Annotated in this window: 23 protein-coding genes and 1 pseudogene; 10 read left to right on the top strand and 14 right to left on the bottom strand. The window is 70.9% G+C overall.

The window, feature by feature from the left end:
• Positions 1 to 14 precede the first annotated feature (14 nt).
• Positions 15 to 314, bottom strand: a complete 300-nt coding sequence (locus ACH4VO_RS17605) for a DUF2530 domain-containing protein (RefSeq protein WP_360985454.1) — start codon at positions 312 to 314, stop codon at positions 15 to 17.
• Positions 315 to 566: 252 nt separating this feature from the next.
• On the opposite strand from ACH4VO_RS17605, the gene ACH4VO_RS17600 reads away from it, so the two are divergent.
• Positions 567 to 2,021, top strand: a complete 1,455-nt coding sequence (locus ACH4VO_RS17600) for an NCS2 family permease (protein ID WP_360985451.1) — start codon at positions 567 to 569, stop codon at positions 2,019 to 2,021.
• Between the two features lie 36 nt (positions 2,022 to 2,057).
• On the opposite strand, the gene ACH4VO_RS17595 is transcribed toward ACH4VO_RS17600, so the two are convergent.
• Complete coding sequence (locus ACH4VO_RS17595) at positions 2,058 to 2,273, bottom strand: hypothetical protein (RefSeq protein WP_360985448.1); 216 nt, start codon at positions 2,271 to 2,273, stop codon at positions 2,058 to 2,060.
• 134 nt (positions 2,274 to 2,407) lie between these two features.
• Between ACH4VO_RS17595 and ACH4VO_RS17590 the strand changes: the two genes are divergently transcribed.
• Positions 2,408 to 2,848, top strand: a complete 441-nt coding sequence (locus tag ACH4VO_RS17590) for a MarR family transcriptional regulator (protein ID WP_360985446.1) — start codon at positions 2,408 to 2,410, stop codon at positions 2,846 to 2,848.
• Between the two features lie 88 nt (positions 2,849 to 2,936).
• Complete coding sequence (locus tag ACH4VO_RS17585; protein ID WP_360985443.1) at positions 2,937 to 4,271, top strand: MFS transporter; 1,335 nt, start codon at positions 2,937 to 2,939, stop codon at positions 4,269 to 4,271.
• 164 nt (positions 4,272 to 4,435) lie between these two features.
• Here the strand turns inward: ACH4VO_RS17585 and tnpA are convergent, their stop codons facing one another.
• On the bottom strand, positions 4,436 to 4,864 hold the full coding sequence (gene tnpA, locus ACH4VO_RS17580; RefSeq protein WP_360985440.1) for an IS200/IS605 family transposase: 429 nt from the start codon (positions 4,862 to 4,864) through the stop codon (positions 4,436 to 4,438).
• 23 nt (positions 4,865 to 4,887) lie between these two features.
• On the opposite strand from tnpA, the gene ACH4VO_RS17575 reads away from it, so the two are divergent.
• Complete coding sequence (locus ACH4VO_RS17575; RefSeq protein WP_360985437.1) at positions 4,888 to 6,045, top strand: transposase; 1,158 nt, start codon at positions 4,888 to 4,890, stop codon at positions 6,043 to 6,045.
• A gap of 73 nt (positions 6,046 to 6,118) precedes the next feature.
• On the opposite strand, the gene ACH4VO_RS17570 is transcribed toward ACH4VO_RS17575, so the two are convergent.
• Complete coding sequence (locus ACH4VO_RS17570; protein ID WP_360985434.1) at positions 6,119 to 6,709, bottom strand: Uma2 family endonuclease; 591 nt, start codon at positions 6,707 to 6,709, stop codon at positions 6,119 to 6,121.
• A gap of 99 nt (positions 6,710 to 6,808) precedes the next feature.
• Between ACH4VO_RS17570 and thpR the strand changes: the two genes are divergently transcribed.
• Positions 6,809 to 7,381, top strand: coding sequence for an RNA 2',3'-cyclic phosphodiesterase (gene thpR, locus ACH4VO_RS17565; RefSeq protein WP_360985431.1), 573 nt, complete (start codon positions 6,809 to 6,811; stop codon positions 7,379 to 7,381).
• A gap of 144 nt (positions 7,382 to 7,525) precedes the next feature.
• On the opposite strand, the gene ACH4VO_RS17560 is transcribed toward thpR, so the two are convergent.
• A complete protein-coding gene (locus ACH4VO_RS17560) occupies positions 7,526 to 8,521 on the bottom strand; it encodes an aldo/keto reductase (protein ID WP_360985428.1) in 996 nt (331 codons plus the stop codon).
• A 354-nt stretch (positions 8,522 to 8,875) separates the two neighbouring features.
• Between ACH4VO_RS17560 and ACH4VO_RS17555 the strand changes: the two genes are divergently transcribed.
• On the top strand, positions 8,876 to 9,370 hold the full coding sequence (locus tag ACH4VO_RS17555) for a hypothetical protein (RefSeq protein ID WP_360985425.1): 495 nt from the start codon (positions 8,876 to 8,878) through the stop codon (positions 9,368 to 9,370).
• A 118-nt stretch (positions 9,371 to 9,488) separates the two neighbouring features.
• Here ACH4VO_RS17555 and ACH4VO_RS17550 read toward each other — a convergent pair whose 3' ends face one another.
• The gene (locus ACH4VO_RS17550; protein WP_360985422.1) at positions 9,489 to 10,028 is read right to left on the bottom strand and encodes an ester cyclase; all 540 of its coding nucleotides are present in this window, start codon (positions 10,026 to 10,028) and stop codon (positions 9,489 to 9,491) included.
• 326 nt (positions 10,029 to 10,354) lie between these two features.
• On the opposite strand from ACH4VO_RS17550, the pseudogene ACH4VO_RS17545 reads away from it, so the two are divergent.
• Positions 10,355 to 10,585 (top strand): annotated as a pseudogene (locus ACH4VO_RS17545) (transposase); the annotation flags it as partial.
• 124 nt (positions 10,586 to 10,709) lie between these two features.
• Here the strand turns inward: ACH4VO_RS17545 and ACH4VO_RS17540 are convergent.
• Both ACH4VO_RS17540 and ACH4VO_RS17535 read right to left on the bottom strand, forming a co-directional pair.
• Positions 10,710 to 11,636 carry an RNA polymerase sigma-70 factor gene (locus ACH4VO_RS17540; RefSeq protein WP_360985419.1) on the bottom strand — a complete coding sequence of 309 codons (927 nt, stop codon included), beginning with the start codon at positions 11,634 to 11,636 and terminating at the stop codon, positions 10,710 to 10,712.
• A 40-nt stretch (positions 11,637 to 11,676) separates the two neighbouring features.
• Complete coding sequence (locus ACH4VO_RS17535) at positions 11,677 to 12,150, bottom strand: carboxymuconolactone decarboxylase family protein (protein WP_360985416.1); 474 nt, start codon at positions 12,148 to 12,150, stop codon at positions 11,677 to 11,679.
• Positions 12,151 to 12,465: 315 nt separating this feature from the next.
• Here ACH4VO_RS17535 and ACH4VO_RS17530 point away from each other — a divergent pair, with 315 nt between their 5' ends.
• Positions 12,466 to 13,107, top strand: coding sequence for a TetR/AcrR family transcriptional regulator (locus tag ACH4VO_RS17530; protein ID WP_360985413.1), 642 nt, complete (start codon positions 12,466 to 12,468; stop codon positions 13,105 to 13,107).
• A gap of 141 nt (positions 13,108 to 13,248) precedes the next feature.
• Here ACH4VO_RS17530 and ACH4VO_RS17525 read toward each other — a convergent pair whose 3' ends face one another.
• Positions 13,249 to 14,235, bottom strand: a complete 987-nt coding sequence (locus ACH4VO_RS17525) for an endonuclease/exonuclease/phosphatase family protein (RefSeq protein ID WP_360985902.1) — start codon at positions 14,233 to 14,235, stop codon at positions 13,249 to 13,251.
• Positions 14,236 to 14,345: 110 nt separating this feature from the next.
• A complete protein-coding gene (locus ACH4VO_RS17520) occupies positions 14,346 to 15,044 on the bottom strand; it encodes a GDSL-type esterase/lipase family protein (RefSeq protein WP_360985410.1) in 699 nt (232 codons plus the stop codon).
• A 58-nt stretch (positions 15,045 to 15,102) separates the two neighbouring features.
• Between ACH4VO_RS17520 and ACH4VO_RS17515 the strand changes: the two genes are divergently transcribed.
• Positions 15,103 to 16,089: a WD40 repeat domain-containing protein gene (locus tag ACH4VO_RS17515; protein WP_360985407.1), complete on the top strand. Its 987-nt coding sequence runs from the start codon at positions 15,103 to 15,105 to the stop codon at positions 16,087 to 16,089.
• 36 nt (positions 16,090 to 16,125) lie between these two features.
• Here the strand turns inward: ACH4VO_RS17515 and ACH4VO_RS17510 are convergent, their stop codons facing one another.
• Positions 16,126 to 16,527: a PPOX class F420-dependent oxidoreductase gene (locus ACH4VO_RS17510; RefSeq protein WP_360985404.1), complete on the bottom strand. Its 402-nt coding sequence runs from the start codon at positions 16,525 to 16,527 to the stop codon at positions 16,126 to 16,128.
• A 224-nt stretch (positions 16,528 to 16,751) separates the two neighbouring features.
• Here ACH4VO_RS17510 and ACH4VO_RS17505 point away from each other — a divergent pair, with 224 nt between their 5' ends.
• Positions 16,752 to 17,264, top strand: a complete 513-nt coding sequence (locus ACH4VO_RS17505; protein WP_360985401.1) for a GNAT family N-acetyltransferase — start codon at positions 16,752 to 16,754, stop codon at positions 17,262 to 17,264.
• On the opposite strand, the gene ACH4VO_RS17500 is transcribed toward ACH4VO_RS17505, so the two are convergent.
• From ACH4VO_RS17500 to serC, 3 genes are all read right to left on the bottom strand, one after another.
• Positions 17,249 to 17,755: a DinB family protein gene (locus ACH4VO_RS17500; protein WP_360985398.1), complete on the bottom strand. Its 507-nt coding sequence runs from the start codon at positions 17,753 to 17,755 to the stop codon at positions 17,249 to 17,251. The two genes, ACH4VO_RS17505 and ACH4VO_RS17500, sit on opposite strands and share 16 nt — an antisense overlap.
• A 45-nt stretch (positions 17,756 to 17,800) precedes the next feature.
• Positions 17,801 to 18,412 carry a Uma2 family endonuclease gene (locus ACH4VO_RS17495; RefSeq protein ID WP_360985395.1) on the bottom strand — a complete coding sequence of 204 codons (612 nt, stop codon included), beginning with the start codon at positions 18,410 to 18,412 and terminating at the stop codon, positions 17,801 to 17,803.
• A gap of 143 nt (positions 18,413 to 18,555) precedes the next feature.
• Positions 18,556 to 19,674 carry a phosphoserine transaminase gene (gene serC / locus ACH4VO_RS17490; RefSeq protein WP_360985392.1) on the bottom strand — a complete coding sequence of 373 codons (1,119 nt, stop codon included), beginning with the start codon at positions 19,672 to 19,674 and terminating at the stop codon, positions 18,556 to 18,558.
• Positions 19,675 to 19,755 lie beyond the last annotated feature (81 nt).

The raw sequence follows: 19,755 nt of genomic DNA, 5'->3' as shown, positions 1-19,755 counted from the left end.
GCTCCGCGGGGCTCTCAGTGCCGGGCGCCGGCGTCGGTCCGTCCCGCACCCGGGGCGTTCTCCCCGGCGGTGGCGGCGGACCGCTTGATCGCGGCGTCCCGTCCCCGTACGTACCAGACGCCGATCAGGCCGAGTCCGGCTCCGGCGAGGCAGGTCCAGATCCACCACGTGTGGCCGTGGTCGTCGAACCAGCCGTAGAAGGGGAGCTGCGCGAGGAAGAGGACGAACCAGAGGATCGTGCCCCCGGTCACGGTGGCGACGACGGGACCCTCCAGGGGCTCGGGTGCCTCGTGCCGAGGTGTCCACTTCTCCATGCCCTCAGTCTAGGCCCCCGCCACAGCACCGATCGGGGGGAGGCAAGGGACACCCCAGCGGTGCATGACGCCTGCTTCCGGTGGCGGATCCTCACGGTGACAGGCCGGTCGGCGCGGGGGTCTACGCGCGGAGATAGCGATCTTCGCCTGATGTATTCATACTGAATCCGCTTGTGGATGTCTCGATTTATTCGTGCGAAAGTCCAAGGCTGACCATTTTTCTCCCCTCTATGTCATGACTGAGGTCCCTACATGCCCCCCTCGGCCACCGCTCCGGTCGACTCCGTGCCGCCGCCGGCTCCTCAGCCGCACAACGGCCTGGACCGTTACTTCAAGATCTCCGAGCGGGGGTCGTCGGTCGCCCGCGAGATCCGCGGCGGATTCGCCACCTTCTTCGCGATGGCGTACATCATCGTGCTCAACCCGATCATTCTCGGGAGCGCGAAGGACCTGTACGGGCACCAGCTCGACGGCGGCCAGCTCGTCACGGCGACCGTGCTGTCGGCGGCGTTCTCCACGCTCCTGATGGGTGTCATCGGCAACGTGCCGATCGCGCTCGCCGCCGGTCTCGGCGTCAACACCGTCGTCGCCCTCCAGCTCGCCCCCCGGATGAGCTGGGCCGACGCGATGGGCATGGTCGTCCTCGCGGGCATCGTGGTGATGCTGCTGGTCGCGACCGGGCTGCGCGAACGCGTGATGAACGCCGTACCGAGATCGCTCCGCAAGGGCATCGCCATCGGGATCGGCCTGTTCATCCTGCTGATCGGCCTCGTCGACTCGGGCTTCGTCTCCCGGATGCCGGACGCCGCGCACACCACGGTGCCGCTGCAGCTCGGCAGCAACGGTCACCTCGACGGCTGGCCGGTGCTCGTCTTCGTCCTCGGCACGCTGCTGACGCTGGCGCTGATCGTCCGCAAGGTGCCGGGCGCGATCCTCATCTCCATCGTCGCCATGACGGTCGTCGCGCTCGTCATCGACGCGGTCGCCGGCCTGCCCGCGGGCGCCTGGGGGCTGACCGTCCCCGAGTGGCCGGGCAATCCGGTCGCCTCCCCGGACTTCGGGCTGCTCGGCCAGGTCAGTCTGTTCGGCGGCTTCGGCAAGGTCGGCGTCCTGACCGGTGTCCTCTTCGTGTTCACCGTGCTGCTGTCCTGCTTCTTCGACGCGATGGGCACCATCCTCGGCATCGGTGACGAGGCGAAGCTCATGGACCAGGACGGCAGGTTCCCCGGTATCAACAAGGTCCTGTTCATCGACGGTGTCGCCGTCGCCGCAGGCGGCGCGAGCTCCTCCTCCGCCACGACCTGCTTCGTCGAGTCGACGGCGGGCGTCGGCGAGGGCGCCCGTACCGGAATCGCGAGCGTGGTGACCGGCCTGCTCTTCACGGTGTCGCTGTTCCTGACTCCGCTGGCGACGATGGTCCCCTCGCAGGCCGCCACTCCGGCCCTGATCGCGGTCGGGTTCCTGATTCTCGCGAACTCCGTGCGGGACATCGACTGGAGCGACCTCACGCTCGCGATCCCGGCCTTCCTCGCGATGCTGATGATGCCGCTCACCTACTCGATCACCAACGGCATCGGCATCGGCTTCATCGCCTTCAGCCTGATGCGCCTGGTGGCGGGCCGCGGCCGGGAGGTCCCGGCGGCGATGTACGCGGTCTCCGCGGTCTTCGTCTTCTACTACGCGATGCCGGCGCTCGGACTCACGTAAGGACCTCGGAACGACCCCCTACGGGGCGGAGCCCCGTCATGTCACCCGGTCTGCCGGGCCGGCCTGACGGGGGTCCGCCCCGTAGAACTTCTCCGTCTCGTCGACGGCGGCGTTGAAGCGTTCGTCGAAATCGTCGCGGACGAGCGTGCGGACCACGTAGTCCTGGACGCTCATGCCGCGTCTGGCGGCGTGCCGACGGAGCCGGTCGAGCAGCTCACCGTCCATGCGCAGGCTGAGCACTGTCGATCCCATGCCATGCAGGGTCGCTGCACACAGGGCCGTTCCGGGAGTCTTTCCGGCCCATACTCACTCGTTCGGGTGGTCAGTTTCTCGCGCGCGTACCACCGACTGGTCTTTAGTGTAGCTAATGAGTTAGGCTAATAAACATGCCTGACCTGATCCACGACGGCGAAACAGCCGCCGCCGTGAGCTCCCTCCGCTCGGCCGTGATGCTGCTGGGCCGGCGCCTGAAGCACCAGCGCGTCGACGAGTCGCTGAGCCCCACCGAGATGTCGGTGCTCGGTACACTTGCCCGTTGCGGCTCCGCCACCCCCGGTGAGCTGGCCCGCAAGGAGCACGTGCAGCCGCCGTCGATGACGCGCATCGTGGCGCTGCTGGAGGCCAAGGGTCTGGTCAGACTCGAACCGCACCCCGATGACCGCCGGCAGAAGATGGTCAGCCGGACCGAGCAGGCGGAAGCCATGCTCGCCGAGAGCCGCTCCAAGCGGAACGCCTGGCTGGCCGAGCTCGCCGGGGGCCTGGACGAGGACGAGTGGGAGAAGCTTCGGGCCGCCGCGCCCGTGCTGGAGAAGCTCGCCCACCTCTGACCCGGCGGGGCGCAGGCCGCGGCCCGCGCCCCCTCAGGCACGTCCTCGTCAGCACGTACGTCGTCCACGCCCGAGGAGGCGAACTCTTTTGAGTACGGGATCCGGAGCAGACTCCGCCCCCGCACCGACTTCCACCCACGAGAGCAAGACCGGCGGGACCTTCTCGTCGCTGAAGATCCGTAACTACCGCCTGTTCGCCACGGGCGCCGTGATCTCCAACACCGGTACCTGGATGTCCCGCATCACGCAGGACTGGCTCGTCCTGAGCCTCACCGGGTCCGCCACAGCCGTCGGTATCACCACGGCCCTCCAGTTCCTCCCGATGCTGCTCTTCGGCCTGTACGGCGGCGTCATCGCCGACCGGCTCCCGAAGAGGCGCCTGCTGCTCATCAGCCAGGCGGCGCTCGGCCTGTGCGGGATCGCACTCGCCGTCCTGACCCTCTCCGGGGTCGTCGAGGTCTGGCACGTCTACCTGATCGCGTTCCTGCTCGGCATGGTCACCGTCGTCGACAACCCGGCGCGCCAGTCGTTCGTCTCCGAGATGGTCGGCCCCGCGCAGCTGCGCAACGCCGTCAGCCTGAACTCGGCGAACTTCCAGTCCGCCCGGCTCATCGGCCCCGCCGTCGCGGGTGTCCTGATCACCACGGTCGGCAGCGGCTGGGCGTTCATGTTCAACGGGCTGTCCTTCATCGCCCCGCTCGTCGGCCTGATGATGATGCGTACGAACGAGCTCCACGCGTCCGTGACCGTCAAGCGCGCCAAGGGCCAGCTGCGGGAGGGCCTGCGGTACGTGTCCGGCAGGCCCGAGCTGATCTGGCCGATCGTCCTGGTCGGCTTCGTCGGCACGTTCGGCTTCAACTTCCCGATCTTCCTGACGGCCTTCGCCGGCGACGTCTTCCACGGCGACGCCGGGATGTACTCCTTCTTCAACATCCTGATGGCAGCCGGCTCCCTCGCCGGGGCCCTCCTCGCCGCCCGCCGCCGCTCCTCGCGGCTGCGCATGCTGGTGGCCGCGGGCACGCTGTTCGGACTGCTGGAGATCGCCGCGTCGCTGTCCCCGTCCGTCTGGATGTTCTCGCTGCTGCTGGTCCCGATCGGCATGATCGGCCTGACGACCAACATCAGCGCCAACACGAGCGTCCAGATGGCCGCCGACCCGGAGATGCGGGGCCGGGTGATGAGCCTGTACATGATGGTCTTCGCCGGAGGGACGCCGGTGGGCGCCCCGATCGTCGGCTGGATCAGCGACGCCTACGGTGCCCGGATCGGCATGGCGGCCGGCGGGACGGTCTCCGTGCTGGCCGCGCTCGGGGTCGGCTTCATGCTGACCCGGGTCGGCGGCCTCCGCCTCAAGCTCGACCTGCGGTCGGGCCGCCCGCACGTGCGAATAGTCCCGCGCGAGCAGCTGGCCACGGCGGCCTGAACCGGCCCACGGACGCCGCCCTGCTCCTCCTCGGAGAGGGCGGCGTTCGCGTTTCAGCATGATCTAGCGCGGAACCCCGGGCGTTCACGCCCGGGAGGAAGCGCTTCTCTGGACTGCTCTGACCCGCAGGTTCCCACGGGTCCGCACGGGTGACCTTGGTCCGCTCAGTCCGGGCGCTTCTGGTTCTCGATGTACTCCTTGATGATCGACAGGGGAGCCCCGCCGCAGGAGGCCGCGAAGTACGACGGCGACCAGAAGTGTGCGCCCCATAGGTACGTGCGGATGTGGGCGGGGAACTCCTGTCGGAGCCTGCGGGCGGATACGCCCTTGAGTGAGCCGACCAGCCGGGACAGGGCGACCTTCGGCGGGTAGTGCACGAGCAGGTGGACGTGATCGCGTTCGCCGTTGAACTCGACCAGTTCCGTTCCGAAGTCTGCGCATACGTCGCGCATGACCTCCTCGCAGCGGCGCAGGATCTCGTCCGTGAACGGCCCGCGCCGGTACTTGGGTGTGAAGACCAAATGAGCATGGAGGGTGTAGACGACCGTACGACCCCTGCGGATATTGGGGTTTGGCTCCCAGCGTGGCGACATAGAGCAATGCTACGATCACGGATGTGAAGATCGTGACGCGGGTCAAACTGATGCCGGAGGCCGACCAGGCCGCCGCGCTTCTCGCGACCCTGCGTACGGTCAATGAGGCCGCGTGCTGGGTATCCGGTGTGGCGTTCGAGCGCGGTGTCCCGCGTGAGTACGAGCTGCGGAAGCACACCTACGCCGAGCTGAAGACACGCGGGCTGGGGGCGCAGGCCGCTCAGCACGTCATCAAGAAGACGCGTGACGCCTACACCACGTTGAAGGCGAACATCCGCGCCGGGAACCTGGGCAAGCCGGGGTCGAAGCGCAGGGTCAAAGCGGAGACGAAGCCGATCACGTTCCGGTCCGAGGCCGCGCAACCGTACGACGACCGGTGTCTGAGCTGGCAGTACGACGCCGGAACGGTGTCGATCTGGACGACGGCTGGACGGCTCAGAGGCGTCCGCTTCGCCTGCTCCCCGGACGCGCTCAAGACGCTTCGCGAGCACCGTAAGGGCGAGTCCGACCTGGTCGAATGCGACGGCGTGTTCTACCTGATCGCCGTCTGTGATGTTCCCGAGGCCGAGCAGTACGAGCCCGGCGGGTTCATCGGCGTCGACCTCGGGATCACCAACATCGCCACCACCTCCACCGGCTACCGGGCTGCCGGGCGCGGCCTGAACCGGCATCGGAAACGACAGCTCGATCTGCGGAAGAAGCTCCAGGCCAAGGGCACCAAGTCCGCGAAGCGCCTCCTCAAGAAGCGCTCCCGCAAGGAAGCCCGGCACACCGCCGACGTCAACCACATCGTCTCCAAGACCATCGTCACCACCGCTGAACGCACCGGCTCCGGTATCGCCCTGGAAGACCTCACGGGCATCCGGAGCCGGGTACGGCTCCGCAAGGACCAGCGGACACAACTGCACTCGTGGAGCTTCCACCAGCTCGCCTCCTTCGTGGAGTACAAGGCGAAGCGGGCCGGAGTCCCGCTGGTGTACGTCGATCCGGCGTACACCAGCCAGCAATGCTCCGAGTGCGGTTACATCGACCGGCGCAACCGCCAGTCACAAGCGACGTTCGCCTGCCGGTCCTGCGGGGCCCTCATGCACGCGGACGACAACGCGTCCCACAACATCGGCCGCAAGGGCGAGACGGTGTGGACCGCGGGGCGTGAGTCACGCGTCCCTGCCACCCCATAGGGGTGTCTGGACGGAGGGGCCAACCCAGCAGCCAGTTGGGCGCTACCTCCAAGCCCGGCCCTCCAGGGCCGGGTCAAGTTGACTCGCGGGGGAAGTCGCCGGTCTCCAGCGTGAGGCCCACGACCGTCCCGGTGAGGTCGATCGCGGCGCCGAAGTCGAGGCTCAGTGTGCTGCGGTACTCGTCGTCCTTGGGGAGCGTGTGGAGGTGCCACGTGCCCGTGTACGGGTCGGCGATGAGGTACACCGGCACCCCCGCGGTGGCGTAGGTGGCCTTCTGGGAGCCGTAGTCGTTGGCGGCGGTGTCCTTGGAGATGACTTCGGCGACGAACTCGATGTCCTGGTAGCGCCAGCGGCCCTTGGCGTCCTTGGCGGCCTCCTCCGCGAGAGCGACCACGTCGGAGGCGAAGCCGTTGAGGCGGCCCGGGAAGTCGATGCGCACATCCGTCTTGAGGCGCTTGCGCGGGTAAGCGGCACGCAGTTGCTCCAGGATGTCGAAAATGATCTCCCAGTGCGTGTCCCGTTGCGGCGACATGTAGACGTTCCCCTCGACGATCTCGACCTTGAATCCCTCGGGGGTGGGCTCAAGCCACTCGAACATCATGTCCAAGGTGCGCCCGTCGCTGGTGTCGGCCATGTCGATCCTGTCGGTGTCTACGACGGTCATCGTGCCGCTCCTCCCCGCTGCCGCACGGCGCGGGCAGCCGCGTAGTACAACGATATGCCCGGCACCCAGGACACGTCGGGACGCTGCGACACTCGCCCCATGAGCAGCCAGAGACTCTTCGCCGCCGTCCTGCCACCCCCCTCAGCAGCCGAGGAGCTGTCCGGAGCCGTGGCCGCGCTGCACGAGCTGCCGGGCGCCGGAGACCTCCGCTGGACCGCCCGCGAGGGCTGGCACTACACCATGGCCTTCCTCGGGAACGTCGACGAGGAGCTGCTGCCGGAGCTGTACACCCGGCTGGGGCGGGCCGCGCACCGGACCCGGCCGATCCCGCTGCGGATCCACGGCGGAGGCCGGTTCGACGGGCGGGCGCTGTGGGCGGGGGCGGCGGGCGACCTGGACACCCTGCGGCTGCTGGCCCAGCGCTCCCACGCCGCCGCCCGCAAGGCCGGGGTGCCGATGGAGGAGGGCCGCCGCTTCACCCCACACCTCACCCTGGCCCGCAGCCGGGTCCCGGCCGGCCTCGGCCCGTTCGCCGAGGCGCTCACCGGCTTCGAGGGCACGCGCTGGGAGGCCGGTGAGCTCAGTCTCGTACGCAGCCACCTGCCCGTGGACGGGGTGCCGGGGGAGCAGCCGCGGTACGAGGTGGTGCGGGCCTGGCCGCTGGAGCGGTGAGCGGGGCGGTTACGCTCCTCGGGTGGACCCGAAGACCAGAAACCGCATCATGGCGGCCGTGCTCGTGCTGATGTTCCTCATCGTCGCGGCGGCGGCCGCCCTCGGGGGCTGATCCCGGGGAACGGCCGTCCGCCCACGGCGCCTCTACCAGGCGAAGTTCTCCGGCGACGGGCCCGGGCCGGGGAAGATCTCGTCCAGCGCGGTCAGCACCTCGTCCGACAGCTCCAGTTCCACCGCACGCAGTGCGGAGTCGAGCTGCTCCCGCGTACGCGGACCGGAGATGGGGCCCGTGACTCCGGGACGGGTCAGCAGCCAGGCCAGGCCGGCCTCGCCCGGCTCCAGGCCGTGCCTCTCCAGCAGGTCCTCGTACGCCTGGATCCGCGCCCGCTGCTTCGGGTCGGCGAGCGCGTCGCCGGCGCGGCCGGAGGTGGACCGGGTGCCGGACCCCTCCCGCTCCTTGCGGATCGCGCCGCCGAGCAGCCCGCCGTGCAGCGGCGACCACGGGATGACGCCGAGGCCGTACTCCTGGGCGGCCGGGATGACCTCCATCTCGGCGCCGCGCTCCATCAGGTTGTAGATGCACTGCTCGCTGACGAGGCCGTAGCTGCCCCGCTGCCTGGCCCGCTCGTTGGCCTGGGCGATCTTGTAGCCGGAGAAGTTGGACGATCCGGCGTAGAGGATCTTGCCCTGCTGGATCAGTACGTCGATGGCCTGCCAGATCTCGTCGATCGGGGTGTCCCGGTCGACGTGGTGGAACTGGTACAGGTCGATGTGGTCCGTCTGCAGCCGCTTGAGGCTGGCGTCGACGGCCCGGCGGATGTTGAGGGCGGAGAGCTTGTCGTGGTTGGGCCACGCCTCTCCGTCGGCGGCCATGTTGCCGTAGACCTTGGTGGCGAGGACGACCTTGTCGCGGCGGTCGCCGCCCTGGGCGAACCAGGTGCCGATGATCTCCTCGGTGCGACCCTTGTTCTCGCCCCAGCCGTAGACGTTGGCGGTGTCGAAGAAGTTGACGCCCGCGTCCAGGGCGGCGTCCATGAGTGCGTGGCTGTCGCTCTCGTTGGTCTGGGGGCCGAAGTTCATCGTCCCCAGGACGAGGCGGCTGACTTTGAGTCCGGTGCGTCCGAGCTGCGTGTACTTCATGACCCCCAACCCAACGCCTTCGAGCGCGCTCGAAGCAAGGGGGGTTCCCGGCGGGGTGGGTCCCGAGCACCTCGCCGGCGCCGCCCGACCGGACCTCCCCGTTCACCTGGGTGCCGTCGCCGGGGGGCCGGCATCCGGTGGTCATACGCTGCGTTCGACGGGTGCGTCCCGCCCGGTTCGGGGTCCGTACAGGCGGCTCCGACGGCCCGGTGGCGTGCGGCGGGGGTCCGGCGCGGGGGCCGGTGGCCCGGGCGGGTCTGACAGGGGGCCCTCGCAGGCCGGCAGCCGAGCGGCGCTCTGTGCCGCGAACGGCAGCCCGGCGCGCGCCGTGCTGCCGGGCGTAGCGTGGAGCCCGTGAACGCGACTCCTCAGGTCCTTGCCGTACTGGACGAACTCCTCGCAGCCGCCGCCCCGGACCGGCGCGGCGCCCTGTGGCATCTCGCCGAGCAGGGCCGGGAGTTGGACGCCAACGTCGTGCGTCTGCCGCCGAGCGCCGGGGTCGGGGAGCACCAGGAGGACGTGCTGGACGTGCTCCTGGTCGTCCTCGGGGGCAGCGGCTCGCTGCGCACGGGCGGCGACACGTTGGACCTCACCCCGACGACGGTCACCTGGCTGCCCCGCACGTCCCGCCGCGCCCTGGAGGCGGGCCCGGAGGGCCTGACGTACCTCACCGTGCACCGCCGCCGCCCGGGGCTCACCATCACGCCGGCGGCCGGCCGGCGGGCGGGTGAGGAGGGCGGCGAGGCCCCGTGCATGCTCGACCTGGTCTGCCCGGCGTGCGGCCGCCTGTCGGCCGACCGGGCACCCGTCTTCTGCAGCGCCTGCGGAGAGCGTTTCCCGGAGCGCTAGCGAAGCGCACGGCGGGCGCGCGGTCGGGATCTTCCCGGTACCTCCGGTGATGGGGCCCTCCCGCCCCGGGGATCGCACGCACCGGATGCGGCCGAGTCCGTCCTCCGGGCGGACGACGCTATTTCCGCGACGCGCCCGGGCGCCGGGCCCTGCGGCGCTCCTCCCAACGGCCCGCCGCGTGGGTCTTCGCGTTGAACGCGCGGGTGACGGCGCGGTCGGCGACCGAACCGCGCATGGGCAGCACACCGATCTGGCGCGCCACCCCGGCCCCGTCGAACACGGTGCGCGCGTGCCGTATGCGGCCCTCGTCCACCTCGGTGAAGTCGAGGCCCGCCAGTTCGATCCGGCGCCCGTTGGGGGCGACGCCCTGATAGGGCGTACCCGTGAAGGTGCCCGCCAGATGCCACTTCACCGCCGCGTGACGGTCGTCGCCGACCACGTGCTCGAGCGTCATCGTGACGTCCGGCATGGCCCGGCGGACTTCTTCGAAGTACCTCCGCACCGCCGGCCGACCGTGGCGCATGCCGACCGGAACGATGTCGTAGACGACGTTCGCGTGGAGCAGTTCGGCGAACCGGTCCAGGTCTCCCGTGGCGATGGCGAGGAACGCGTCACGGGTTACCTCGACGGGGGTGACAGGGGTGGGTGCTGTGCTCACGGCCGCCTCCTGGGTAGGGCGATGGCGCGACGGCGGACGCGTCGTTCGAGCCGATGCCGCGCCCGGCCCTCGCCGCGGTCTCTCGTTCAGCGTGCGGCCGCTCCGCGTCTCGCGCGACAGGAGGACGGGGGCCGCCTCGGCCTCGGAGGGGGCCCGACGGCCCGGGGCCCGGAGCCGAGGCCGGTGTGATCCTGGCCGGAGGCGCCGGTGACGGACGTGCGCAGTGAGGGTTCAGCGGGCCGTGACCGGCCCGTGGGCCTGAAGGCTGCCCCGCGATCGCCGGTGGATCAGCGCGCGGCGTCGTATGCGGACGCTCCTCCGCCTCGCCTGACAGGCTCACCCCCGCACGAGTACGCCGCGACTTTCGGCACCTCCGCCCGAAGGCCGCCTGGCCAGCCGGAGCACCGAAATTCACGCAGCCCGGCCCAGGACGGCCACCCGGCCGCAAGAACAGCCAGCCCACCGCACGCTACGACGTGCACAGCGTCGGCAAACCCGGCCCCGCAAAGCGACGAACGAAGAAGCCAACGACCCCACGCCCACGCCGCACAGGTTGAAGATCAAGATAGAACTCCCGCCCCGGCGAGCCGGCCGCCGCCGTCCGGGCGGCGGATCCGCCCACGGCCCGGACCTGCGCTCCCCGGGCGGAATCCCGGACCGGCGGCCGTGGCGCGCGCCGGGTCAGGGATGCGTCCGACGGTGGGTACGCTTCACCTCCCGGTCGACGGCCCACGCGTCGGCGACCGGACCGAGGTGGCCGAGCTTCTCGGGGTTGATCACCGTGCGGATGGTCTGGATCCGGCCGTCGAGCACGTCGAGGACCATCGTGTAGAGGACCTTGCCGTCCCGGTCGCGGAAGATCGCGCCCGGCTGGCCGTTGACCTCACGCGGCTCGAGGGTCACGTCGATCTCGAACAGCCGGGGGAGGAAGGTCGCCAGCATCCGGGCCACCCGCTCCGCGCCCACGACCGCCTTGGCCAGCTGCGGAGCCTTGCCGCCGCCGTCCCCGACCATCTGCGCGTCGGCGGCCAGCAGACTCCGCAGCCCGCCCACCTCGCCGTCCTTCAGCGCCTCGAAGAACCGTGACGCCAGCTCCCGCCGCTCCTGACGGTCCGCCTCGAACCGCGGCCGCCCGGCCTCCATGTGCCGACGGGCCCGTACGAGGAGCTGCCGGCACGCCGCCTCCGAACGTCCCACCGCCGCGGCGATGTCGTCGAACCCGAAGGCGAACACCTCCCGCAGCAGGAAGACCGCCCGCTCCAGGGGGGTGAGCCGCTCCAGCAGCAGCAGGGCCGCCATCGACACGGAGTCCGCCAGCTCCACCGACCGTGCCGGATCCTGGTACGGATCGTTCAGCAGCGGCTCGGGGAACCACGGCCCGACGTACTCCTCCCGCCGCACCCGCGCGGAACGCAGCACGTCGATCGAGACGCGGGTCACGGCGGTCGACAGGAAGGCCTTGACCGACGTCGGTACGGTCGCCGAGCCGTCGAAGCGCAGCCACGTCTCCTGCACGGCGTCCTCGGCCTCGCTGACGCTGCCCAGGATCCGGTAGGCGATCGAGAACAGCAGTGGCCGCAGTTCCTCGAAGTCCTCGACCTTGCTCACGTCGACCCCTCGTCCAAAGCGGCGTTCCGTCTCCGGGACATCAGTGGAACTGTCCGGGCACGTAGTCCCCGGCCGGCTGCCGGGCGATGATGTTCAGCCGGTTCGCCGTGTTCATGAAGGAGATGAGCATGACCAGGGCGATGAGCTGCTCCTCGTCGTAGTGCTCGGCTGCGGACGCCCACACCTCGTCGCTGACACCGCCGGCGCCTTCCGCGACCCGGGTCCCCTGTTCCGCGAGGTCCAGCGCGGCGCGTTCGGCGTCGGTGAAGACGGTGGCCTCGCGCCACGCCGCCACCAGGTGCAGTCGCACCGAGGTCTCACCGGCTGCGGCGGCGTCCTTGGTGTGCATGTCGATGCAGACGGCACAGCCGTTGATCTGGCTCACGCGCAGGGCCACCAGCTCCTGCGTCACGGCCGGCAGCGCCGAGTCCTTGATGGCCGTGCCTGCCGCCATGAGGTGCTTGAGGGCCTTGCCGGCGGTCGGGTCGGAGAAGTAGTCGAGTCGCGCTTCCATGGGTGCTCCTGTGCCGTGGTGAACTGCTACACCTCTGGGACGAGGTAGCCCTGTCGTCTGTGACACGGCCGGCGGTGACGTGGCACATCCGTCAGGCCCGGCGTGCGCCGCCCGGCGTGCGCCCGGGGCGCGCCGGGCCGATCCCGAACTGGGGTTCACCCCCCGCCGGGCGGCGCGGCGGAGAGGGGGCACGGAGGCGGGCCCCGGACAATGGCGCACGCGCCACGCAGAGGTGACGAAGCCCTCTTCCGCGCTCGCGGCCCCGGTCAGCCGCTGCCGCGAACGGTGGGGGACGCGGCAGACGAAGGAGGACCCGTGGTGGATGTCTCGGTGGATCAGGTGACCGGCACGGTCGACAGGACGCGCGCGCGGGCCCGCGAGCAGCTCCTTGACGCGGGGCTGGAACTGTTCGGTGTCTACGGCTACGCGCAGACGTCGGAGTGGGCGCTCTGCGCGACGGCCGGGGTGCCGGAGGAGGTGCTGCGGGAGGAGTTCGGCTCCCGGGAGGGAGTGCTGACCGCCCTGCACAACCAGGTCACGACGAACGGGCTGCGGGCCGCCGAACGCGCCCTGCTCTCCGAGGGGATGGACGACTGCCCGGTGGCCGAGCGCTTCCGGCGCCTGTTCGACGCGTACGTGTCCGCCGTGACCCGGGACCTGCGGGAGGCCCGGGTCACGTTCGTCGAGGTGCTGGGTGTGAGCCCGGCGGTCGACGAGCACTGCAAGCGGTGGCGGGACCTGTGGGCCGACTTCCTGACCGGTGAGGCCGAACGGGCCGCGGTGCGCGGCGAGGCGGAGGAGCGGGACCACCGGGTCGTGGTGATGGTGATGGTCGGTACCGTCCACGAGCTCATGGCCCACCACGCCCGCCGCCCCCGAAGGGCCCGCCCGGACGAGGTGTCGGCCGAACTGACCCAGCTCGGGCTCGCCATGCTGGGTACCGAGACGGTGGAGTGAGGGGCCACGGCCCACCGCTTCACGCCCTCCCGCAGACGGTCTGCGGGTCCGGGTCCGTGCGGCCGTCTGCCGGTCCTGTGGGTCCCGCCCGGCGCACGGCCGCCTCACCGCCCCGTCCGGCGGTCGGCCGGCCCACCTGTCTCACCACCTGATGTGCGCGGCGACGGGCAGGTGGTCGCTTCCCGTCGCGGGCAGCGACCGGATGCCCGTGACCGTCGCGGAACGGGTCAGGACCTGGTCGATACGGGCGACGGGCAGGGAGGCCGGCCAGCTGAACGCGAACCCCGAGGCCGGGACGCTCATCCGGGAGACGACCGGGTCCAGCCCCCGGTCGTCCACCGTGCTGTTGAGGTCGCCGAGCAGGATCACCCGGTCCAGGGGCTCCGCCGCGACGGCCTCGCCGAGGAGGACGGCGCTCTCGTCCCGCAGACGGGAGCTGAAGCCGTCGGCCGGTCCGAGCCGGACCGAGGGCAGGTGGGCCACATGGACGGCGACCTCTCCCCACGGTGTCCGGGCGGTGGCCCGCAGCCCGCGGTTCCAGCCCTCGCCCACCCCCTGCGGCCGGATGTCCACGAGGCGTACGTCCGTGAGGGGGTACGCCGACCAGAGCCCGACCGTGCCCCTGGTCGCGTGGTGCGGATGGCCCGCGGCCAGCGCCGCCTCGAACGCCGGCAGGGCGGACGGGGTCAGCTCCTCCAGCGCGACGAGATCGGCCCCCACCGCCGCCAACGCCCGTGCGGTGGCCGCCGGATCGGGGTTCACGTCGCTGACGTTGTGCTGGACCACCGTCAGCCGGCCTTCCGGCCCGTCCCCGTGGGAGAAGCCGTCGCGGGGGAAGCCCTCGGGGGAGAGGACGAGACCGCCGAAGAGACCGGCCCACGCCGCGACGGGCAACGCGAGCGCGGCCGTCGCGGGATACGAGCGGCGTGCCAGCGCGAGGACCAGCAGGACCGGGACGGCCAGTCCGAGCCAGGGAAGAAACGTTTCCAGCAGGCTGCCCATGCGGCCGGGCGTCTGGGGCACGGCGCCGTGGAAGACGAGGAGGCAGGCGGCCAGGACGGCGAGCAGCGCCACGACGCGCCCTTGTCTCCAGCCCCATCGCGCAGGGCGTCTCCCCGGGTTCCTCATCGCCTGCCAGGTCCGCTCGGTCGCTCCTCGTACCGTGTCCACGCGGAACGGCGCCGTCCGGTAGGACGACGCTCCGGGTAACCCGCCCGGTTCCGGACCGGGCCGTGCACTCAGACGGTCGCCAGGGCTCCCGCGTACGGGCCGCCCACGGACCACGCCCCGTACATCGCGTCCGCGAAGGCCCCCGCCAGCCGGTGTTCGCCGCTGGGGCCGGGGTGGGTGCCGTCGTAGGTGTCCGTGTGGATGTCGTAACCCGCCGGACGCCGGGCCAGTACGAGAGGGGAGCGGGGGGTGTCCAGATCGGCCACCGCCTCGGCCAGGAGCAGGTTGAAGCGCGCGCACTCGGCGGCGAAGGGTGCGTCGGACTCGGCCCGTATGTTCGGGATCACGGGCAGGAGCACCATCTTGACGTGCGGGTTCGCGGTGCGGGCCGCTGCGACGAAGGCCCGGGCGTTGGCGGCCGTCTGCCCGCTGTCGGTGTAGAAGCCGAGGTCTATCAGACCGAGGGAGACGAGCAGGACGTCGGCGCGGGTGTCGGCGACCACGTCCGCGATGACGGGAGCCATGTGCAGCCAGCCCTCGCCCCAGCCGGCCAGGTGCCGCCGCGCGGACGCGGGGAAGGCGGGGTCGCCGTACGCGTGGGAGAGCGGGGCGTCCGCGTCGGAGTCGTACAGCCCGGTGCGCGGGCCCGTGATCGTGTACCCGCCGGCGCCGAGGGTCGCCTCCAGGTGCTGCCACATGCGGTAGCGCCAGGTGAAGTCGCCGGCACGCCCGATGGTCATGGAGTCGCCGACCAGGAGAAAACGCATGGCGACATCATGGCCGATCACTGCTCCGGCCTCCTACGTGACAGTGGACACTTGCCCCATGAGACCGCTGCTCACCGCCACCGCCGCCGCCCTCCTGTTCCTCGCGGCGGCGGCACCCGCCGTGGCGGACGACGGGGACGGGGCCGACCGCACCTTCACGATCGAGGATCCCAGGATCACCGAGTCCAGCGGTCTCGCCGCCAGCCGCGTCCACCCGGGCGTCTACTGGACGCACAACGACAGCGATGACGGGCCGTACGTCTACGCCGTCGACTCCCGCACCGGGAAGACCGTCGCGACGATCACCATGCGGGGCGTGGGGGAGCCCAGGGACGTGGAGGCGATCTCCCTCGGGCCGGACGGCGATCTCTACGTCGGCGACATCGGCGACAACCTCGACGGCTCCTGGGACCACGTGTGGATCTACCGCTTCCCCGAGCCCGCGACGCTCGCCGACGCCACGGTGCGGGCGACGCAGTACGACGTGAAGTACGCCGACGGGCCGCGCAACGCCGAGGCGATGATGGTCCACCCGAAGACCGGGCGGGTGTACATCGCCTCCAAGAACGAGGACGGCGGCGGGCTCTACGAGGGCCCCGCGAAGCTCTCCACCGGCGGGACCAACGTGTTCCGGCGCGTGGGCGAGGTGCCGTGGGTGACGGACGGGGCGTTCTCGCCGGACGGGAAGAACCTGGTGCTCCGCTCGTACTTCAGCACCCGCGGCTACGCCTTCGCCGACGGGCGGCTCGGGGCGGACTACCGGGTGACCGTGCCGCTCCAGGGGCAGGCCGAGTCGGTCACGTACACGGCGGACGGCTCGGCCATGATGTTCGGCTCCGAGGGGGCGCGGAGCGACGTGGTGCGCGTGGAGGTCGAGGGGCAGGGCGGCGGCGGGGCACCGTCCTCCGACGGGAGCGGCGCGGCCTTCTCCGCGGCGGGCGGGAGCGGCGGTGACGGCTCGCAGAAGGTCACCGTGACCGGGGGCGCCGTACTCCTCGCGATCATCGCCGTGGCCTGGATCGGGTTCAGGCGGCGGCGAGGTTAGCGTGCGGGCACGGGGCGGGACCGGCCCGGCGGCCGCTCAGCGCTCCTCGGAGTGGGGGCGCAGCTCGTAGTGCAGGGTCCGGTCGCGCTTCAGCCGGTGGAGGAGCGGGACGACCACCCCGTGCAGGGCCGGGTACTTGCGGGAGAGGGTCCGGGCGGCGTGGACGTCCTCCTTGGAGCCCTGTTGCAGGAGCCGTGCCCAGGCCTTCATGGGCGGGCCCGTGGGCGCGCCGCGCACGGTGCACGGGGAGATGTCCACGACGGGGTGGTTGCGCATGCGGTCCACCTTCCACGCCGACGAGAACGTACGGATGTAGGCGTGATCGCCCTCGACGGCGATGCTGACCGGGGTGTGGGCGAGTGTTCCGTTCGGCCGGCGGCTGCTGAGCAGGACGGTGTACTGCTTCACGAAGGGTGCCAGTTCGCTGATCGTCTCCATACGTTCCATGGTGCCTGAATCGGCTGATACGGGATGTTCAGGACATCTGGAAGATCGCTCGGCTCCGTCTCCCCGCTGCCGGCGCGCCCCGGCCGTCGTCCGGCAGCTCGGCTTCCCGGTCCGCTCCGCCCCTCTCCCTCCCGCTCCGTGGACGGTGCCCCTGTCCTGCCGGCCGTCCGCGGATCGGCGGCCTCAGCCGCCGATCCGCCCCGTACGATCGGCCTGTGCAGCCGCGACCCTTCTCCACCGCCCGCCTCGACGCGGTCCCCCTCGCCCCCGTGCACGCCGACGAGATGGCGCGGGTCCTCTCCGACCCCGTCCTGCACACGTACACGGGAGGGGCCCCGGAGGACGCGGACACCCTGCGGGCCCGCTACGCACGCTGGACCGCGGGTTCGCCGGACCCCGGCGAACGGTGGTGGAACTGGGTGCTCCGGGTGCGCGCCGACGGCCGCCTGGCCGGATACGTCCAGGCCACCGTGCGCGGCGAACAGGCCGAGGCCGCCTGGGTGGTGGGGGCCGGTTGGCAGGGCCGGGGATACGCCAAGGAGGCCGCGCGGGGCTTGGTCGCTCATCTCCTGACCACCCCGGGTGTCCGTACCGTCGTCGCCCACATCCATCCCGGCCACACCGCCTCCGCCGCCGTCGCCGAGGCGGCGGGCCTGGTGCCCACGGACGAGCGCGAGGACGGTGAGGTCCGCTGGCGCCGCACGGGGGGAGATCAGGAGACCGGGTGAGAGCCCGTCGCCCCGTCGAGCAGCTCCCGGACGATGTCCATGTGCCCGGCGTGCCGCAGGACGTCCTCCAGCATGTGGACGAGCACCCAGCGCATGGACACCGTGGTGCCGTTCCAGGAGGTGCCCGTGGTGTCCAGGTCCGTCTCCTCGATCGACCGGTCGGCGGCGGCGCGCGCCCGGGCGTAGAAGGCGAGGATGTCGGCGGTCGACTCGTCCGGGGCGACCGTCATGTCGTCACGGACCGGGTCGAACCAGAACTCCTCCGTCCGCCGGCCGAACGTGCTGCAGAACCAGCCGTATTCGACGGTGGCCAGATGCTTGACCAGGCCCAGGAGATGGGTGCCGCTCGGGGTCATGGGGCGGCGCAGTTGTTCGTCGTCCAGCCCCTGAAGCTTCCACAGCACCACATCACGGTGCCGGTCGAGACTCGCGTGCAGGGACTCCTTCTCGCCACCGGTGTACGGCACGGTCTTCGGCGTGGTCGTCGTCATCCGGTGAACGTAGCAACCGGCACCGACATCGACGCCGTACGGGCTTTACGCGCGGGGGCGCCCGGCCTTCACCAGATCCTCCACGTCGAGGGTCACCTCAGCGCCGATGGAGTCGGGAAGCGTCACCGTCTGGCCCGGTGAGTACACCTCGTGGTTGTCGTACGTCCCGCCGGTGGGGACCGTCAGGACGTGGACACGGCTGTGCCTGCGGTCGACGATCACGTAGACGGGGATCTTGGCCTCGGCGTACGTGGCGACCTTGTTGCGCAGGTCGTTGCGGTAGGTGCTGGAGGTCACCTCCAGCACCAGGCGGAACACGGCCGGGTCGTAGCAGTTGTTCTCGACCAGGTGCTCGTCGAAATCGGCGTCCACCAGGGCCAGATCAGGGATGGCGTAGTCCTCGGGGCCGCCGGGCAGCCACAGGCCGATCGCCTGGAGGACCGCCGAGTCTCCGTCGTCGAGCCCCGCGGCGATGAAAGGCCGCATCAGTTTGGTCAGAGCACGGGCGTGCGGGCCGTCCGGGAGTGGGGCCACGGTGATGACGCCTCCGATGATCTCGACGCGATAACCCGGAAGCCGCTCCATGAGGTGGTTCGCCGTCACGAGCATCGGTTCCGGCTCATGGTCACAGGGGTGCTCGACTGCTGCTGCAGACATTGCGGGTCTCCTGGAATGGCTGGTGTCGAGACCATCATGGTAGGACGGGGCATGGACGGGATCTGTCACCAGGTCGAGTGAAGCAGAAACGGCCCTGCACACGTCTCACGACGTGTGCAGGGCCGTTCTCGGGCGGGTGACCGCTACAGCTTCTCGATCACGTAGTCGATGCACGCCGTCAGCGCCTCGACGTCCGCCGGGTCGATCGCCGGGAACATCGCCACGCGCAGCTGGTTGCGGCCCAGCTTGCGGTACGGCTCGGTGTCCACGATGCCGTTGGCGCGGAGCACCTTCGCGACCGCCGCCGCGTCGACGCCGTCCTCGAAGTCGATCGTGCCGATGACCTGCGAGCGCTTCGCCGGGTCGGTGACGAACGGGGTGGCGTACGCGGACTTCTCCGCCCAGCCGTACAGGGCCTGCGAGGACGCGGCCGTGCGGCCGGTGGTGAAGTCCAGGCCACCCTGCGTGTTCATCCACTTCAGCTGCTCGTTCAGCAGGAAGAGGGTGGCCAGCGCCGGGGTGTTGTACGTCTGGTTCTTCAGGGAGTTGTCGATCGCGGTGGGCAGCGAGAAGAACTCCGGGACGTGCCGGCCGGAGGCGTGGACCCGCGCGGCGCGGTCCAGGGCCGCCGGGGAGAACACGCCGATCCACAGCCCACCGTCGGAGGCGAAGGACTTCTGCGGGGCGAAGTAGTAGACGTCGGTCTCGGTGATGTCGACCGGGAGACCGCCCGCTCCGGAGGTGGCGTCCACCAGGACGAGGGCCCCCTCGTCGGCGCCCGCGACCCGCTCGACGGGGGCCGCGACACCGGTGGAGGTCTCGTTGTGGGTCAGGGCGTAGACGTCGACGCCCGCCTCGGCCTTCGGGTCCGGGTGGGTGCCCGGGTCGGAGGAGATGACGGTCGGGTCGGCGAGCCACGGGGCGAGCTTGGCGGCCTTCGCGAACTTCGACGAGAACTCGCCGAAGTTCAGGTGCTGGGACCTCGACTCGATCAGACCGTGCGTCGCGACGTCCCAGAAGGCGGTGGAGCCGCCGTTGCCGAGGATGACCTCGTACCCGTCGGGGAGGGAGAAGAGGCTGCGCACACCGTCCCGTACCTCGCCGACCAGGTTCTTGACCGGGGCCTGGCGGTGGGACGTACCGAGGAGAGAGGTGCCGGTGGCGGCCAGCGCGTCGAGCGCCTCCGTCCGCACCTTGGAGGGGCCGGCGCCGAAACGTCCGTCGGCGGGCTTGATGTCAGCGGGAATCTGGATATCGGCCACGAGCCGGAGCGTAGTCCCTCCCGGACACGGGCGGGGAACCGTGTCCGTCGGATGAGACGCGCGCTCCGGCCGGTGGACGGC

Origin of the sequence: Streptomyces sp. NPDC020780 (assembly GCF_044334475.1) — a bacterium.
Classification (GTDB): domain Bacteria; phylum Actinomycetota; class Actinomycetes; order Streptomycetales; family Streptomycetaceae; genus Streptomyces.
Note: the sequence above shows the minus strand (reverse complement) of the source record. Positions and strands in the feature narration are given on the sequence as shown.

Excerpts from the sequence above, each read along its gene's own strand:
- ACH4VO_RS17560 (WP_360985428.1), bottom strand. The coding sequence starts at position 8,521 with ATGAAGTACACGCAGCTCGGACGCACCGGACTCAAAGTCAGCCGCCTC.
- ACH4VO_RS17605 (WP_360985454.1), bottom strand. The coding sequence starts at position 314 with ATGGAGAAGTGGACACCTCGGCACGAGGCACCCGAGCCCCTGGAGGGT.
- thpR (WP_360985431.1), top strand. The coding sequence starts at position 6,809 with ATGAGCAGCCAGAGACTCTTCGCCGCCGTCCTGCCACCCCCCTCAGCA.
- ACH4VO_RS17500 (WP_360985398.1), bottom strand. The coding sequence starts at position 17,755 with ATGACGACGACCACGCCGAAGACCGTGCCGTACACCGGTGGCGAGAAG.
- ACH4VO_RS17510 (WP_360985404.1), bottom strand. The coding sequence starts at position 16,527 with ATGGAGACGATCAGCGAACTGGCACCCTTCGTGAAGCAGTACACCGTC.
- ACH4VO_RS17590 (WP_360985446.1), top strand. The coding sequence starts at position 2,408 with ATGCCTGACCTGATCCACGACGGCGAAACAGCCGCCGCCGTGAGCTCC.
- ACH4VO_RS17495 (WP_360985395.1), bottom strand. The coding sequence starts at position 18,412 with ATGTCTGCAGCAGCAGTCGAGCACCCCTGTGACCATGAGCCGGAACCG.
- ACH4VO_RS17600 (WP_360985451.1), top strand. The coding sequence starts at position 567 with ATGCCCCCCTCGGCCACCGCTCCGGTCGACTCCGTGCCGCCGCCGGCT.
- ACH4VO_RS17515 (WP_360985407.1), top strand. The coding sequence starts at position 15,103 with ATGAGACCGCTGCTCACCGCCACCGCCGCCGCCCTCCTGTTCCTCGCG.
- ACH4VO_RS17525 (WP_360985902.1), bottom strand. The coding sequence starts at position 14,235 with ATGAGGAACCCGGGGAGACGCCCTGCGCGATGGGGCTGGAGACAAGGG.
- ACH4VO_RS17570 (WP_360985434.1), bottom strand. The coding sequence starts at position 6,709 with ATGACCGTCGTAGACACCGACAGGATCGACATGGCCGACACCAGCGAC.
- ACH4VO_RS17595 (WP_360985448.1), bottom strand. The coding sequence starts at position 2,273 with ATGGGATCGACAGTGCTCAGCCTGCGCATGGACGGTGAGCTGCTCGAC.
- ACH4VO_RS17535 (WP_360985416.1), bottom strand. The coding sequence starts at position 12,150 with ATGGAAGCGCGACTCGACTACTTCTCCGACCCGACCGCCGGCAAGGCC.
- tnpA (WP_360985440.1), bottom strand. The coding sequence starts at position 4,864 with ATGTCGCCACGCTGGGAGCCAAACCCCAATATCCGCAGGGGTCGTACG.
- ACH4VO_RS17520 (WP_360985410.1), bottom strand. The coding sequence starts at position 15,044 with ATGCGTTTTCTCCTGGTCGGCGACTCCATGACCATCGGGCGTGCCGGC.